We start from the raw sequence: 15,562 nt of genomic DNA, 5'->3' as shown, positions 1-15,562 counted from the left end.
AAAGGACTAGTTATTTCCTCTCATTTTGTTCAATCTTACTTATTATCCCCTCTATTAGCCTAGTTAGGCTTTATACGAATTGCATATTATGGTTTACACAAGTTAGAAGGAGGGGATCATTTGTTTATATCTTGGGTACAGACCAAAGAAAAAAATGTAATTTATTTGCCTATCCATTTTCAAAAAGATGGACTAGGTTTTAATAGAAAAGTAAATTTCAGCTTCGGGTCCTGGCAAAAAGAAGTTTCAATTCAATTTAATGAAGACCTCCCTAACGAAACTATTGGTCTTTCAGAAAGTTTGCGGTCTGAAGTATTTATTCCTACAGAGCTCTCATATCAAATAAATGTATCAGAAAATAGCGTCAGTCTAGGACCCGTTATTTTATATTTATTGCCTAGACGATCGATGAAACGTTTAGACGAATTAAAAAGACGTATAGAGCAATATGTTTCTTTAAACGGAATAATTATAATTAGCACTGTTTCCAAAATTGATACCGCAATACAGCAAATTAAAGGATATTATTTTCAACCGCGTACAGAAGCAACAGAAGCAAAATGGAAGTCTGGAACTTTTCATTACCCGGATGTCATCTTTAAAAGAGTAACCGTTCCTCAAAAGATCAATCAACACCTCTTTGAACAAATGAACGGTCGAATATTTAATTCTCACTACTTTAATAAATGGGAAATGTGGGAATGGCTATCTCCAAATGAGCAAATTCGAAAGCATTTACCTGAAACGCAAGAATTTTATAGTATGGCAAAATTGAAGGAAATGTTAGTTAAATTTTCGTCCGTATACCTTAAGCCTAAAAGGGGATCAAAAGGGAAAGGAATCATCGAAGTAAAAAGGAATGATTTCGACTTTCAAGTGATTGATAATAATAATCAAATGACCAGAGTAGAAAAAATAGAGGATCATCCCTTAATTCAGAAAATTGTTACAGGTAAAAAGAAATACCTTATCCAACAAGGAGTTTCAGTGAAGCACAACTCAAGACATGTTGACTTCCGTATGTATGTTCAAAAAGATGGAACCAAACAATGGAAGTTTTCAGGGATGGTCGCCAGAATCAGTAAACCAGGGAGCATTACGACCAATTTACACCACCTTAACTACCTCGTACAAGGAAAAGTTGCATTCCAACAGCTTTTTGATTTAGATGAACAAGAAGCAGCGCTTCTAGAGCAAAAAGTAGCAGATGTAGGTATTAATGCTTGCAAGCTTCTTGATGAACACGGATGTTTTGGTGATATTGCCATTGACTTTATATTAAACCACCAATTCCACGTATGGATTTTGGAAATGAACAAAAGGTATGGATATGAGAGCTTTCCACTAATAAGAGGGGAAATCATACAAAATCCATTTCTATATGCTAGTGCACTAGCCGGCTTTGAAACAGGATGAAAAATATATATTACTTGATAAAAATGAGAACGTGAGTAAACAGCTACAAATAGGCAACCTATCAAGTCTCCAGAAGTAAAACCGACATTCGAAGAACAAGTTCAACCTCGACAATGTCATGAACATGACTGATATTAATGAGCGTAATAAACCCGTAATTAACAGTAAATCCGATATTAATAAAAAAGATGATGTATAGTGAAATTAAGGACCCTTTTTCAAGGGTCCTTTTTAGTACTACACAACCTTTCTACAAATGACAACAATCCACGTGCAATCTCCTCATTATTTGTAATAACGAGGGGAGACAACCATACGTTCATACATCTCAAAACATAAGATAAAACAATAGGAAATGCTAGAAATATTCATTGTAACCAATTTTGATTGCGCCCATAAAATGTAACTAAAAGTATGAGCGGATATTCCTTTAATCAAAAGTAAAGGAGGGTGAACATGGCTACTGTTCAAAAGAGTGTAGACAGTTCAAGCTTAGCTGAAGTAATTGATCGAATACTTGATAAAGGGGTAGTTATCGATGTGTATGCAAGGGTTTCATTAGTCGGTATTGAATTACTTGCCATCGAAGCACGTGTTGTCATTGCTAGTGTAGATACATGGTTACGATATGCAGAAGCGGTCGGATTATTGAAAGATGATGACCCCGAAGAGTAAAACGATTACCAAATAACCAAGGCCTATGCCTTGGTTTGATATTTGGAAGGTAGGTGGGACGATGGAAATTATTAAAGTGTTGGAAGTAGTAAAATCTTTTTTTAAAGAATATCTACTACCAGTCCACAAAATTACAGCCATAGAGGAAACAGAAAAAGGGTGGAAAGTTGTCGTTGAAATTATTGAAGAAAACGAATACATGAAATCTCATGCCAAAGACCAAATGCTTGGTGTGTACCATGTCCAATTAGATAAACAATTGGACATCACTACTTTTAAAAGACAAAGTATGAGGCCGCGCAGCGCGATACCTACTGATGGTTAAGGAGGGAAATGAATTGGATCAAAAAGAGGATAAACGATTAAGCCCTATCATCCTTTCCCCTCATTTAAAAAGTATCGTCCATAGGGCAACAACCTATATTGAAGCAGGATTTCCTGTACATTTGATTGGCCCTACTGGTGTCGGAAAGACTGAACTAGCCTTTTATCTTTCAAACAAATTAAACCGACCTTATACGTATATTCAAGGAAATCATGAACTAAGAAATTTAGACTTGATAGGAGGGGTCGCCGGATTTAAGAAAAAGAAAGTAATAGATAACTATATCCATACCGTTTATAAATCAAACGAAGAAGAAAAAGAATTATGGGTGGATGGACCATTACTAGAAGCTGTTAAAAAAGGGGCGATTTTTATATATGATGAATTCAATCGCTCAAAGCCAGAGACAAATAACCTATTATTATCTGTACTTCAAGAACGATATTTACCTTTATATGGTAAGAAAACAAAGGAAAAATTAATCTCTGTTCATCCCAACTTTTCAGTCATATTTACTAGTAATCCAAAAGAATATACCGGTGTAAACCCAACCCAAGACGCACTCTTAGACCGAATGATTACTTTTCAACTTCAAAGCTACGACATGGAAACCGAGGTATTAATTCTTACAAAGAAAACAGGTGTAGCCCAAAAGGACGCTCAAATAATTGCAAAAATCGTAAATTATGCGAGAACCGTATTAGAAACAAAAAATATCCAAATTCCTAGTATTCGATCATCTATTATAATCGCAACAATTGCACAAAAAACGAAAATGACAATAGATCCTAACAACAAAAGCTTTCTAATGCTCTGTAAGGATGTCTTATTTAAACCAATTTTTAATTATAATACAGAAGAAACAGAACAAGCCCTTATAGAGTTGATGGACACTCTAAGGAGGTGGGATCTTGAAAAATAAAACAGGAATCTATACGTTCTGTTCGATAAAAACGGAAGACCCGACTACTTTTCAATCCGTCAAGTTCGATTTAAAAGAAACGAAAGTCTATACACTACACTATAAAGACATTGCCATGGTTGTTGCCAAAGTTCCACTAAAAATTTATACACCGAAAAAAGAAAACCTCCTTGCTCATCAATCTGTCATCTCAACCGTTATGAAAGATCACTCTGTTATTCCAATTAGTTTTGGTAACGTTTTTAAATCTGAAGAAGATGTATTGGTTCTATTAAAAAAGCTTTATCAGGAATTTACAGAAATTTTTCCGAAAATTGAAAACAAATTCGAAGTCGGATTAAAAATTATAGGGAACAAAGAATGGCTTAAACAAGAAGTTGAACGAAACTCTGAAATAAAAAAATTAAAAGAAACGATTGAACAAAAATCAAAGAACGCTGCTTATTATGATCGGATCAGGCTAGGGGAGCTCACTAGAAATTTTTTCCTCTCGCTTCAGGAACAAATAGTAGAAGAAGTCTATTTGCCATTATCGGTGCTAGCTGAATCCTCCAAAGAAAATGACATTATTAACGAAAGAATGCTCTTAAATGCTGCATTTCTCATAGATTCTGGGGTCGAAAGTGAATTCGATAAAAAAGTCAATCAGCTCTACCAAAAATGGGTTGGGAAAGTAGAGTTTAAATATACCGGGCCATGGCCCCCGTATAACTTTATTAATATTAAGTTAAAGGTGGAGGGATAGCGATGCTTCATAAACTTTTTACTCTACCGTTAAAAGCAGTTATCAAAGTAGGAGAAAAAATTAAAGAGGAGGCTGATCGAGAACTTTATGATCTTGAATTTATCCAACAGCAATTGGTTCAGTTGCAAATGTTATTAGAAATGGATGAAATCACTGAAGAAGAATACGAAGCAAAAGAAGAAGAGTTACTTCTACGCTATGAAATCGCGATGGAAAGAGAACAAAGTAACGCGGAAGAAATAGAAGAATAGGAGGGCTCCTATGACAGCTGAAACAAAAAAAGATGGATTGATTTATGTCTATGCATTAGTTCCAACGTCTGAAACCAACTTAATTCATTTAAATGAACAGGTAGGAATAGATAGTAAAAACTACATTTCTCTTAAAGAATTGGGACATTTGACAGCTGTAATTTGTGAATTAGAGAGTGAAGAACTCTCCATTAATCACATAGAAAAAAATTCACAAGATCCAAAATGGCTTTCCGTAAAAGCAACCCATCACCATGAGATCGTCTCTCTTCTTCATACTGATTGTACAGTCGTTCCTTTAAAGTTTTGTACCATTTACTCAAATATGGACCGTTTGAGACAAGAACTGGAGCAAAAGCAAGATGAACTTATGCAATTACTTACACGATTTAAAAACCGAGCTGGCTGGAATGTGAAAATCTACTACCAAAAAGAAAAGTGGCTCTCGTTCTTAGAAGAACAAGACCCTACGATACTAAAGCAGAAAGAAAAGATCGCAAAAATGCCACCTGGCACTCAATTTTTAATGAAGAAAAAATTAAAGCAAACATTAATCGATTCAGTTGATCATCATGTAGAACAAGAGGTTCAGAAAATTCACGATTTATTACTTAAGAACTCTGATCATTATAGCCCTAAAAAATTATGGAATAAACAAGTGACTGGTAAACCAGAAGAAATGGTTTGGAATGGGGTTTACTTAGTTCATAACGAGGAAGCTATTGAAAACTTTAGAAGGATCATTGAGAACGTTCAATTAGACCTTGGACAGTACGGGATAAAGGTCGATTTAACCGGCCCCTGGCCACCCTATGATTTTCTCGATATAGATCGTGAGGGGATTGCTATTGGATGAGTTACGATTAAATCCAAATAAGGATATTAGTTTACTGGATATTTTAGATGCTGTACTCGATAAGGGAGTAGCGATACGTGGTGAAATCCTCATATCTGTTGCTAACATCGATCTCGTTTACGTCGATTTACGACTTCTCGTTACAGCTGTGGAGTCTTTAAATCGTAAAAAATCAATAAGAGGAGAAGAACAGACTATGTAAGGCTACGGAGGTATCAAACATGACGGAGTCCATACTACCTAGTGAAAAATTGAACTTCAACTCTGAAAATGTTGAACAAGGTTTAGCAAAGCTTGTATTGACTGTTATCGAGCTCTTGAGACAACTAGTCGAACGGCAAGCACTTAGAAGGGTAGAAGGAGGATCATTATCTGACCAACAAATTGAGGAGTTAGGAGTTACATTGATGCAACTTGAAGAAAAGATGGAAGAATTAAAACAGGCCTTTAATTTAGAGGGCGAGGAACTAAACATTGACCTTGGACCGCTTGGGAACTTGCTTTAACTAAAGGAGGAGCATATGGCTATTCAACATTCCGCTCAATCGAGTAATGTCCTAGAAATTTTAGAAAAAATATTAGATAAAGGTGTTGTGATTGCCGGGGATATTAAGATTTCCTTAGCAGATGTTGAGCTACTGTCGATCAAGATTCGGTTAATTGTTGCATCTGTAGATAAAGCCAAAGAGATTGGCTTAGATTGGTGGGAAAGTGATCCTTACTTATCGACAAAAGCAAAATCGTTGGAAGAAGAAAATCGTTTATTAAAAGAAGAGCTCGATCAGTTGAAAGAAGGTGCAGAATTTGAGAGAAATACTGAAGTGGATTGAGAAGGACTTGAAACATATCGTTAATGATTTAATCGAACACGGTAAATCTATTTCTGTTGGAGAAATCCAAGACGACGAGAAGGGAGTTAAAGGACAATATTACATCAAAGCTAAGCTAGGACTTGATGACGAAGATTAGCTAATAGGCTCGATATTGTTTAATAATTGGCTGTAAAATGAGTGCATCTTTCGTATTTTTCGCTTTCATTTAAAGGGGATTAAGTGTTTAAATTACGATTTTAGAAAAACAAGGGAATTATAACCATTAAAAAGTTGAGAAGGAGCGTTTCTACAAAAATCGTGGAGACGCTTTTAATATATATTAACATTACTAAACTATGTGATCTAATACATAAATGGACTATTCATGTTAGTATTAGTAGGTCGAAATTGTTAAGTAAAAAGGTTATGTGGAAGAGCCTTTTTAATATAAATAGGAGTGAAAAAAGCTGCATACATATAAGTTTTCGAACATACAAGTTTTTAGTCTAATTCTTATTACTCTACTAGGAGTTTTACTATCCGTGAGCTTTGATAAGCCTTTAGTTTTTGGATTTTTACCAGGCTTTATCAGTTTAGTTCTTATTGTAAAGCGTAAGGGCGTCCCGTTTCATGCTATCGGGACTATTTGTAAAAAAGGGATTAAGAAAACACAAACCGTCGTTTTCATCTTGTTGTTAGTCAGTTTTGTATTACCGTCTTGGTATATGGCAGGAACGATTACCCAATTAGTATCGATATCACTGCATATTATTACACCTGAATACTTTTACTTATTTACTTTTTTCATCGCGTTAACTTTCTCTATGATACTAGGGACGTCTGTAGGAACGTTAAGTGCTGTCGGAATTCCAATCATGAGCAGTGCCTTAGCTATTGATCTTTCGCCAGGGATTGTAGCTGGTGCTCTTATATCTGGAGCTTTCGTAGGGGACAGAACCTCTCCATTTTCAAGCTCTCATCAATTGTTATCACATACAGTGGAGCTTCCAGAAAGAAAACAACTTCGCGCGATGTCTATTACCACAATTATTGCCATTATTATCGGGATTGGTTTTTATGGACTATTGGATTATCAAAAGGAAATAAAGGCGGAGTATTTCATTGAATTTTCCTGGAATGAATTATCCATCATTCAATTTCTTCCACCGTTGATTTTAATAGCTATTGTGATGATGCGGAAAGGAATTATTTATGCATTTTTAGCAAGTATCTTAACAGCTGGTACCATTGCATTAGTCCAAGGGAAAAGCATTTCTGAGCTTTTCAGTGTATTAGTATTAGGCGTTGATGATATGGGTGGTGGTCTTATTAATATGTACTTACTCTTACTATTTCTTGCGTTAGCAGGTGCCTATAATGGTTTATTAGAGGAGTATCAAATTATCCAACCGATATTAGATGGGTGGCTTGAAAAATCTAAAACATTAGTGGAGGATTCACTTAAAACCATTGTCGCCACACTTGGGATTTCTTTAATCTCTGCAAACCAGACGCTCCCTATCATCCTAACAGGTCGAACGTTCTTACCTCATTGGTCTAAAAAGCAATCGAAACAAGAGTTAGCGAGAGTGATGGCTGACTCAACGATGATTTTCCCCGGAATGATTCCGTGGAGTGTGTTGGCAATTATGTGCAGCACAATTATAGGGGTGCCTATAATTTCATATTTACCATATGCAATTTTTCTATGGATTTTACCTCTGTTAACGATTTTCGTATCTGCATTAAAACAACTTCAACAGGTAAAGAGCGAGTCAGCTAAGAAAAATAAGACCAATATTTCATAAGGGAACATAGTAATAATAATACGACAAAAAACATAGAAAACCGGGTTTAGACTCGGTTTTCTTTTCTTGATGTTCACACTGGGCGACAGGCGCCAGATTAGGATCACGATTTAATCTAAAAGATTTATTATTGTTCGTTTTTCTTAGCAACATCTACTGTACCATCGACATCAATATCAGCGGTTTCTTTCTTAACAGTTGCCTTTACTTGTTGCATTTCTGTAACTTCTTGTTTGGAAATCGAAACATCGTTAAGTTTAACAGGGTGTTTAAGAATTTCAATTTCTTCTTCTTTTAAAGGGATACGATATTGTTCCTCATCGCCAGCTTCAATGACCATTTCTTGTCTCCGGATCGGAACGGTAATCGTTTTCACATCTTCAACGACTTCTTTATGAATTTTTACTTCACCTGTTTGTACTCGTTCTTTTTCTATGTCGAGCTCTTCTTCACGAATTTGTATGGTCTGTTCTTCCTGCTCATTTATTTCATCCAATTGTGTGGTTGTTCTCTTTGTAAGTAATGAAAAGATAATCCCCCCAGCAATTGCACCGACAATCATCCCAGAAAATACTGTAAATCCCATGACCCATCCTAACAAGCTTCCCAGAATAGCTCCAATCAGAATTGACTTTCCCATAGGACCTCCTGAATATATTTTTATTTTAGATTGCACAGTTTAGGAAAGAGTATGTATAGGAGGCTGCCCCTTAAGCCAGCCACCTATCTTAATTATTTGCGGTCTTCATTAATAACGTCAGCAGTACCATGAGTTTCAACGTCTGCCACTTCTTTATGAAGGACATCACGAACTTGTTGTGTTTCTTCAACTGAACGTTTATGAGCAGAAACTTCACCTGTTACGACCGTATGCTTATCGACATCGATCTGTTCAGCAGTTACTGGAATATGAACCGTTTCTTCATTTGTGATCGGCTCATCTGTTGGTTCGCGATCAACTGCTTTTCTTTCAACAACTACTTGATCATGAGCAACTGGAACATTGACTGTCTGTTCTTCTTCGACGATATCTTTGTGAAGCGTCACATCTCCCGTTTCAACACGGTACTTGTCAATGTCTAATTCTTCCTCGCGAAGATCCATATGCGCATTTTCACTAGCAAATTCTGTATCTGTAACGCGGTCTACATTACGTACTTCTTTACGTTTTTCCTTCTGAGTGTTTTCTTCTTCGTTTAACCAATCAAAAAATCCCATGTTTAAACCCTCCTAGGAAAATGTGTGTTAGACCAACTTACACGTAGTATTTTATCCGACAAAAAAGCAAACTATACGGTCTGAGGGATGGAGGAATTATACAATCATTGCAGATCACTTAGGATGGAGGCATGAACCTTCCCATAAAAAAACAACGCGTTACTCACACGTTGTTTTCATTCACTTAAGGGGACACTGTCGGCTCGATAACCGTTAGCGTATTTTCAGTTGTATTTAAATTAACTTTCGCCCCAATCGGAACGGTGGCTTTATATAAACCGTGTCCCGTAGCAACGTTTGTCATTAATGGTTTCCCTAAAGGTACTAACCATTCATTTATTAGATCCTCGTAGGAAGTTCCGTAAGAAACGAGACAATTCGTACATTCTCCCATCACAATTCCGATACAATCGTCGAATTTTCCTGCCATCAATAATTGGACCAAGTACCGAAGTATCATCGTTGTTGGTGCATTAATTTCTTCTAGAAACAATATCTTACCAGCTGTATCAATTTCATAAGGCGTTCCAAGCGTATTGACTAAAGAAGCCATGTTGCCACCTACGATTGGGCCTGTTACATTTCCTGAAACTACACTCACTTGAGACATATTTGGAGGATCCTCGATTACCCTAGGAGATATAAGGGTAGAAGTAGCTGCAAAAAACTGATTATAATTATATGTCGGGGTGTCCGGTCTAAAGTCAATCAACATTAAACTATGAAACGTCGTTAAGTCACTAAATTGATACAATGTATTTAGAAGAACGGTTATATCACTGTAACCTGTAATGATTTTAGGATTTGCACTAATTTCTTCAAAATCGAGATAGGGGAGAATTGTTTGAACAGAAGTTCCTCCTCGAGTCGGTAGGATCATTTTAACCGTTGGATCTCTAAACATCGTCATCAAGTCTTCGGCTCGCTCTTGGGCAGGAGCAGCTGCAATTCCTTGCCAAGAATATACGTGTCGACCATACGCAATATTAAAACCCATATTCTGAAGCATTTGTATTCTCGCATTCGTAATATTCGCATCCAGAGGACTTCCTAGTGTAACTAAACCAATCGTATCGCCGCTTTCTAACCGAGGCGGGTATATAGGCATATGATCCGCTCCTTGTCTTTCTTATGAAAATCAATCCATCACACGTCTAAAACGTCTCCAAGAAAAACCGTTCCATTTTTCTCCTATTTTATGAAATGGATAATCTTATAATTACAAATTATTGATCTTTCCTCCAAGGAATACTCACCTTTGCTTTTTAGGGTTGATAAGTAAAAATGTCTAGGAATAAACATCAAGTATATTTACCCTTAACTTAATTGGTGGTTTTTGAACGTCGAGATCAGGGTTTAACCTGATTGGTTATAAATAGGAAAAATGTTACCTTTTGTATAGGGGAGTAACGAATATAACTAGACTAGGAGAGTGAATGATGAGAGGAGATATTAATAAATTAGCAATCTCAGGAACTCCAGTTGAAAATAATTTAAGCCACACGATAGTTAGTCATAACGAAACTTCTTTTGTTCAAGATGTTCATTTGTTAAAAAAAATAACACATATAAATAAACAAGGAACTCCTAGAGATATGATTTGTTCAAAAGGTGCGGGTGCACATGGTTATTTTCAAGTGACAAACGATGTGTCACATTATACAAAAGCAAATTTTCTTTCAGAAGTAGGAAAGCAAACCCCTTTATTTGTTCGATTATCTTCAACGGGGAAGAATAGCAACTCTGCTGATACTACACGTAATATTCATCAACTTTCCATGAAATTTTATACCGAAGAAGGTAATTACGATCTGGTTGGATATAATTTACCTGTGCTTTCTGTTCGAGATGCTATGAACTGCTCCAATTGGTTGGACAACGAGCAATCCCACCTAAAGACCCTATTTGAAGATCCTACTGCTGTTTGGGAATATTGGTCTTCGTCACCTGATGCACTTCATCAAATAACTTATCTAATGGGCGATCACGGCCTACCCATTACTTATCGGCACATGAACGGATATGGAAGCAGTACATACAAGTGGACGAATGGTAATGGCGATCAGACTTTGGTAAGGTATCATTTTAGAACGGAGCAAGGTGTTAAAAACATGTCAGAAAAGATAGCAAATGATCTTGCTGCCAAAAGGCCCAATTATTTTGCAGAAGACTTATATTATGCGATTAATAAGCAAGATTTCCCGTCATGGAAACTTTTTGTTCAACTTATGCCACTTGAAAAAGCTAAAACAAATGGTTTTGATCCATTGGATATGACAAAAGTTTGGTCAGCTACCGATTACCCGCTAATTGAAGTCGGCCAAATGATGCTAAATAGAAATCCGCAAAATTATTTTTCAGAAGTAGGCCATGCCGTGTTTTCAACTCACGCTGTAGTTCCTGGTGTTGACATTTCTAATAATAAAGAGTGGTGGGTAAATCCATCTCCTTATCACAGTGATGAGTTCAGTCAAGCAGGTGATTTGTACCGACTGATGAAGGAGGAGAAACGAAATCGTCTTGTGAACACAATCGTTGCGTCAATGAAACTCATAAGAAATGAAGAAATTAAACTTCGTCAAGTCCATTACTTTTTGAAAGCAGACCAAGAATACGGAACCAAAGTAGCAGATGGGTTAGGCTTGTCCATCTTACAACAGGTTTAAATGCTAATCCTTGATTTTTACTCTCCAAGAAACGGTAGAATTATCACCAATGTCATTTAGTTCACCAAAGACTCCCAACTAGTAAGCTTTAAGATATAGACTAAAAAATAAAAAACAGTGGAGGAATTAACAATGAAAAAAATAAAATTATTCGTTGCAGCAACACTACTTATTGGAGCACTAGCAGCATGTGGAACTAGTACACCAGAAGAAGAGGCTCAAGCACCAACTGACGGTGAAGTTGTAGAGACACCAGGTGAAGGAGAAGCAGAAGAACCAAATGATACTGAGGAACCTGTAAACGATGACGAAGAAATGATCCTAATACCTGAAATGAAGGAGCTAGAAATAGAAGTCGAAGGACAAGTCGAAAAGAGAATTGCTCATTTAGAAGTAAGCGACTTAAATTATTCAATGTTTGTACTTGAGGGATATTCATTAGAAGCGGAAGAGCCAGGTAAAGATGTACTTTTAATGGACTATGATAATGAATTTTTTGTAAGAATTGAACCTCAAGGAAATGGTGTTAATGCTGAGGAAACTAAGAACCATATTATCGAGTATGCCCAAGGAACAGTAGAAGAAGAACATACTGTTCCATTAGCTAATGTTGAGTACGCGGTGTTAGAGGTAGTCGAAGATGGAGCAACAGCTATCATTCATACTGCGAAAGATTTCAATGGAAACTTATTTAAATTCACGATATTCTTACCGAATAAAGAAGCAGCTGAAGGAGCAGCACCAAGCTTCTGGGCTATGCTAGAAACGATTTCTGCTGGAGAATAAGAAAACCCAATCACATAAACCGATGAATGAAAACAACCTCTTAGAAGGGGTTGTTTTCTTTTTTTTGGCGCTGTTTTTGTATACATCCATCAACATTTGGAATTTATTTTATCACCCCTCCCCCCCCACTCTAAAACTCTACCAAACTTTTCTACTATTATTTTTGTGAGTATAGTCTTATTATCAATCTTAGTTATTATTTTTTACCTCTTTTTCATCCAAGAAATAAAACTATTTTACTTACTAGTATTAGGGGGACTTTTACATGTTTTTCAAGAAAAAGGGGTTAGCCGTTTTAATGGCAATGGTTCTTACTTTAGGAGTTTTTCATCCTACTTTTATCTTACCTGGAAAATCACAACAGGTAGAAGCTTCTACCATGTTTCGACCACTTCCTTTTGAAAATACAGAGTTAGGTAGAAACTCTCATGCATATATGGGGAGAATTCAAACAACTACACAGCAAGAAAGAATAAATTTTGTTAACGAAATTACCACATATGGGATTAAAGCAAGTGAAACAAGTGGCATTCCAGCTAGTGCAATTATCGGAATGTCCATCATTGAAAGTGGTTACGGCACAACAAGAACAGCCCACTTTGCAAATAATCTTTATGGGATTAAAGTGTGGGGATATAATCCTCCAAACGCATGGCAATTAAAAGGGCAACCTGATGAGGATTTCGAACCGATCCCCGTAATCGCTAATTACGGGTCAGATCGTATTGTTTTTGATGAAACGAAAAGACGGGATAACTGGTATCGGAAATTTACTTCATACCAACATTCCGTAGATTTTTTAACGGGTACATTACTAGTTAATCAACGTTATCGATTTGCTATACAAAACTATCAATCTAGGATTAACAACGGTTGGGATCCTCGTGAAGCATCGAGACAATATCTATTTGAAATTGCGAATGCAGGATATAACCACCTAGGTGGAAATTATTACAGGGACGTTGTCGGAAGAATTATGGATCAATGGGACTTACATCGACATGATAAAACGGCAACGGTAAATGAAACAGATCAAAAACCAATTTACGGGATTTACCACACAGTTGTATCGGGGGATACAATATGGAAACTGTCTCTTGCATATGGAACTACTGCTCAGGCTATTACATCGGCTAACAACTTGACTACGGATGTCCTTCTTGTAGGACAAGTTTTATTCATCCCAGTGTCTCAACAACCCGTTACCGATTCAGTGAAGAAAGAAGCGAACGCAATACCCCAACCTGTCGCTACTCAACCCACTATACAGCAACCAACAACTCAACCAATCCCAGCAAGTAATACCGTTAAACCAGCAAGAGTTGGTACACAAGTGACAGCAAGGGTCAATGTTAGTGTCGCAAATATTCGAAGAAGTGCAACAACGAATTCTGCTATAGTTGGAAAAGTTCGCTCAGGTCAAAACGTTAATATTCTTGGACGTACTGGTAACTTCTATAGAATACAGTCAGGATCAACGCGTGGGTTTATCCATGCCAACCTACTCACAATAAATCAAACTCTTTCTGCTAATGGTCAAATTGCTGTAGTAATTAACGGTAAAGTTGCTAATGTACAAGGTAATCCACTAACACGAAACAAAACCGTTTATGTTCCACTCAAAGGGGCAGTTGAAAATCTGAAGATGACTTATAGATGGAACAAAACAACAAACGCAATTACTGTAAGAGACACGAAAAAAACGATAAATATGACAGTAAATAGTAAACAAGCCAAATTAAACAGAAAAAACATTACACTTACTCGTCATCCCGAAATCCTTCATTCCAGAGTCTATGTTTCAATTCGAACTCTAAATGAAACACTTTCGTCAAAATCACATTGGGACTCAAAAAACAGGATTGTCTGGATTCATCAATAAAGTAAAGAAACATTTATATTTTGAACCCAAATAGGAGATCGTTCTATGAAGGATAAATTGTTTTTTTTAGAGCCAAATAGGTTCGAACATACAATAGTGACCAAGTAGAAACGATCTACATGGTCATTTTTTGTAAAAAATTAACAAAGACACCGTATGATGAAAATGAATGATATTATGCTACTAGGAGCGTGACTAAAAGAGGCTGTTGTGAACGTTAATTTTTTCAAAATGATATTGACAACTTTGATTTGGAGGAGTAAATTAATCTCCATAATAAAAATAATTAAATACCTAGTACCTTTTATTCGCTGAATCTATATGAGCGGGGGAACCAATTTTGACATAGCAATATGTCTTGGGGTGAATCTTATTTGTGAAATAAGAGGGGATACTCTCAGTCCCTAATCCGACAGCTAACCTCGTAAGCGTTACTTTTCTTGTTAGAGAGAAGGGTCTATGGATAAGCCAAAGACCATTCTATTTGTGATGGTCTTTTTTTGTATGGGGTACGGTGGTAAAAGGAGAGAAGAGAAATATGAGAAAACAGTTTGCAGTTATTGGCCTTGGCAGGTTTGGGAGTAGTGTTTGCAAAGAATTGTATAAGCTAGGCCATGAAGTCCTTGCGATAGACATGAATGAGGAGAAAGTGAACAACATGACACAATTCTCAACCCACAGTGTAATCGCAAATGGTACAGACGAACACGCTTTACAATCATTAGGAATTCGTAATTTCGACTTTGTCATTGTCGCGATCGGGGACAACATTCAATCTAGTATTCTATGTACATTAATTCTCAAAGAGATGGGTGTGAAAAACGTCTGGGTAAAAGCTCAAAATTATTATCATCAACGTGTACTTGAAAAAATCGGTGCAGATCGGATCGTTCACCCAGAGCAGGATATGGGTATTCGAATTGCTCAACATCTCGTCTCAGAAAAAATAATTGACTATATTGAACTGTCAGATGAATACAGTATTGTGGAATTAATAGCTAGTGAAAAAGTAGCAGGTAAATCACTTGCTCAGCTAGATATCCGTGCGAAATATGGCTGTACGATACTTGCAATAAAACGAGATAAAGATATTAATATATCGCCTTTCCCTCAAGACCTAATTGACAAAAACGATATATTAATTGTTATAGGTCATAAAAACGATCTCAAGAGGTTTGAAGAAGAGGGACTGTAATGAAA

General features: G+C 36.5%; 19 protein-coding genes and 1 riboswitch. Of the genes, 16 read left to right on the top strand and 3 right to left on the bottom strand.

Annotated elements, in window-relative coordinates; all coding sequences use genetic code 11:
- Window positions 1–120 precede the first annotated feature (120 nt).
- The 12 genes from AC2VNP_RS02245 to AC2VNP_RS02190 all read left to right on the top strand — a co-directional run bounded on the left by AC2VNP_RS02245 (window position 121) and on the right by AC2VNP_RS02190 (window position 7,810).
- Complete coding sequence (locus AC2VNP_RS02245) at window positions 121–1,416, top strand: YheC/YheD family endospore coat-associated protein (protein WP_486915725.1); 1,296 nt, start codon at window positions 121–123, stop codon at window positions 1,414–1,416.
- Window positions 1,417–1,872: 456 nt separating this feature from the next.
- Window positions 1,873–2,091, top strand: coding sequence for a gas vesicle structural protein GvpA (gene gvpA / locus AC2VNP_RS02240; RefSeq protein WP_486915723.1), 219 nt, complete (start codon window positions 1,873–1,875; stop codon window positions 2,089–2,091).
- Between the two features lie 25 nt (window positions 2,092–2,116).
- A complete protein-coding gene (gvpO, locus tag AC2VNP_RS02235) occupies window positions 2,117–2,416 on the top strand; it encodes a gas vesicle protein GvpO (RefSeq protein ID WP_486915721.1) in 300 nt (99 codons plus the stop codon).
- A 13-nt stretch (window positions 2,417–2,429) separates the two neighbouring features.
- Entirely contained in the window at window positions 2,430–3,338 is a 909-nt protein-coding gene (gene gvpN / locus AC2VNP_RS02230) for a gas vesicle protein GvpN (protein WP_486915719.1), read from the top strand.
- Entirely contained in the window at window positions 3,328–4,083 is a 756-nt protein-coding gene (locus AC2VNP_RS02225; protein WP_486915717.1) for a GvpL/GvpF family gas vesicle protein, read from the top strand. The genes gvpN and AC2VNP_RS02225 overlap by 11 nt, the downstream gene beginning before the upstream one ends.
- A 2-nt stretch (window positions 4,084–4,085) precedes the next feature.
- Window positions 4,086–4,334 carry a gas vesicle protein GvpG gene (locus tag AC2VNP_RS02220; RefSeq protein WP_486915715.1) on the top strand — a complete coding sequence of 83 codons (249 nt, stop codon included), beginning with the start codon at window positions 4,086–4,088 and terminating at the stop codon, window positions 4,332–4,334.
- A gap of 10 nt (window positions 4,335–4,344) precedes the next feature.
- The gene (locus AC2VNP_RS02215; RefSeq protein WP_486915713.1) at window positions 4,345–5,190 is read left to right on the top strand and encodes a GvpL/GvpF family gas vesicle protein; all 846 of its coding nucleotides are present in this window, start codon (window positions 4,345–4,347) and stop codon (window positions 5,188–5,190) included.
- Entirely contained in the window at window positions 5,183–5,392 is a 210-nt protein-coding gene (locus AC2VNP_RS02210) for a gas vesicle protein (RefSeq protein WP_486915712.1), read from the top strand. The genes AC2VNP_RS02215 and AC2VNP_RS02210 overlap by 8 nt, the downstream gene beginning before the upstream one ends.
- 19 nt (window positions 5,393–5,411) lie before the next feature.
- Window positions 5,412–5,696 (top strand): gas vesicle protein K, encoded by a 285-nt coding sequence (locus AC2VNP_RS02205; protein WP_486915710.1) that lies wholly within the window; start codon window positions 5,412–5,414, stop codon window positions 5,694–5,696.
- A 15-nt stretch (window positions 5,697–5,711) separates the two neighbouring features.
- Window positions 5,712–6,020 (top strand): gas vesicle protein, encoded by a 309-nt coding sequence (locus AC2VNP_RS02200; protein ID WP_486915708.1) that lies wholly within the window; start codon window positions 5,712–5,714, stop codon window positions 6,018–6,020.
- Window positions 5,995–6,159, top strand: a complete 165-nt coding sequence (locus AC2VNP_RS02195) for a hypothetical protein (protein WP_486915706.1) — start codon at window positions 5,995–5,997, stop codon at window positions 6,157–6,159. The genes AC2VNP_RS02200 and AC2VNP_RS02195 overlap by 26 nt, the downstream gene beginning before the upstream one ends.
- A gap of 385 nt (window positions 6,160–6,544) precedes the next feature.
- Window positions 6,545–7,810 carry a Na+/H+ antiporter NhaC family protein gene (locus AC2VNP_RS02190; protein ID WP_486915704.1) on the top strand — a complete coding sequence of 422 codons (1,266 nt, stop codon included), beginning with the start codon at window positions 6,545–6,547 and terminating at the stop codon, window positions 7,808–7,810.
- Between the two features lie 127 nt (window positions 7,811–7,937).
- Here AC2VNP_RS02190 and AC2VNP_RS02185 read toward each other — a convergent pair whose 3' ends face one another.
- From AC2VNP_RS02185 to AC2VNP_RS02175, 3 genes are all read right to left on the bottom strand, one after another.
- The gene (locus tag AC2VNP_RS02185) at window positions 7,938–8,450 is read right to left on the bottom strand and encodes a YsnF/AvaK domain-containing protein (protein ID WP_486915702.1); all 513 of its coding nucleotides are present in this window, start codon (window positions 8,448–8,450) and stop codon (window positions 7,938–7,940) included.
- A 92-nt stretch (window positions 8,451–8,542) separates the two neighbouring features.
- Window positions 8,543–9,028, bottom strand: coding sequence for a YsnF/AvaK domain-containing protein (locus tag AC2VNP_RS02180; protein ID WP_486915700.1), 486 nt, complete (start codon window positions 9,026–9,028; stop codon window positions 8,543–8,545).
- A gap of 184 nt (window positions 9,029–9,212) precedes the next feature.
- Window positions 9,213–10,136 (bottom strand): S66 peptidase family protein, encoded by a 924-nt coding sequence (locus AC2VNP_RS02175; protein ID WP_486915698.1) that lies wholly within the window; start codon window positions 10,134–10,136, stop codon window positions 9,213–9,215.
- A gap of 331 nt (window positions 10,137–10,467) precedes the next feature.
- On the opposite strand from AC2VNP_RS02175, the gene AC2VNP_RS02170 reads away from it, so the two are divergent.
- The 4 genes from AC2VNP_RS02170 (at window position 10,468) to AC2VNP_RS02155 (ending at window position 15,557) form a co-directional block, all read left to right on the top strand.
- Entirely contained in the window at window positions 10,468–11,694 is a 1,227-nt protein-coding gene (locus tag AC2VNP_RS02170; protein WP_486915804.1) for a catalase, read from the top strand.
- Window positions 11,695–11,826: 132 nt separating this feature from the next.
- Entirely contained in the window at window positions 11,827–12,480 is a 654-nt protein-coding gene (locus tag AC2VNP_RS02165) for an LptM family lipoprotein (protein WP_486915696.1), read from the top strand.
- A gap of 265 nt (window positions 12,481–12,745) precedes the next feature.
- On the top strand, window positions 12,746–14,362 hold the full coding sequence (locus AC2VNP_RS02160; protein ID WP_486915694.1) for a stalk domain-containing protein: 1,617 nt from the start codon (window positions 12,746–12,748) through the stop codon (window positions 14,360–14,362).
- Between the two features lie 299 nt (window positions 14,363–14,661).
- Window positions 14,662–14,808: riboswitch (cyclic di-AMP (ydaO/yuaA leader) on the top strand.
- Between the two features lie 92 nt (window positions 14,809–14,900).
- Window positions 14,901–15,557, top strand: a complete 657-nt coding sequence (locus AC2VNP_RS02155) for a potassium channel family protein (RefSeq protein WP_486915692.1) — start codon at window positions 14,901–14,903, stop codon at window positions 15,555–15,557.
- Window positions 15,558–15,562: the final 5 nt, after the last annotated feature.

The organism is Alkalihalobacterium sp. TH-98, assembly GCF_057473385.1.
This window is presented reverse-complemented; position numbering and strand designations above follow the sequence as displayed.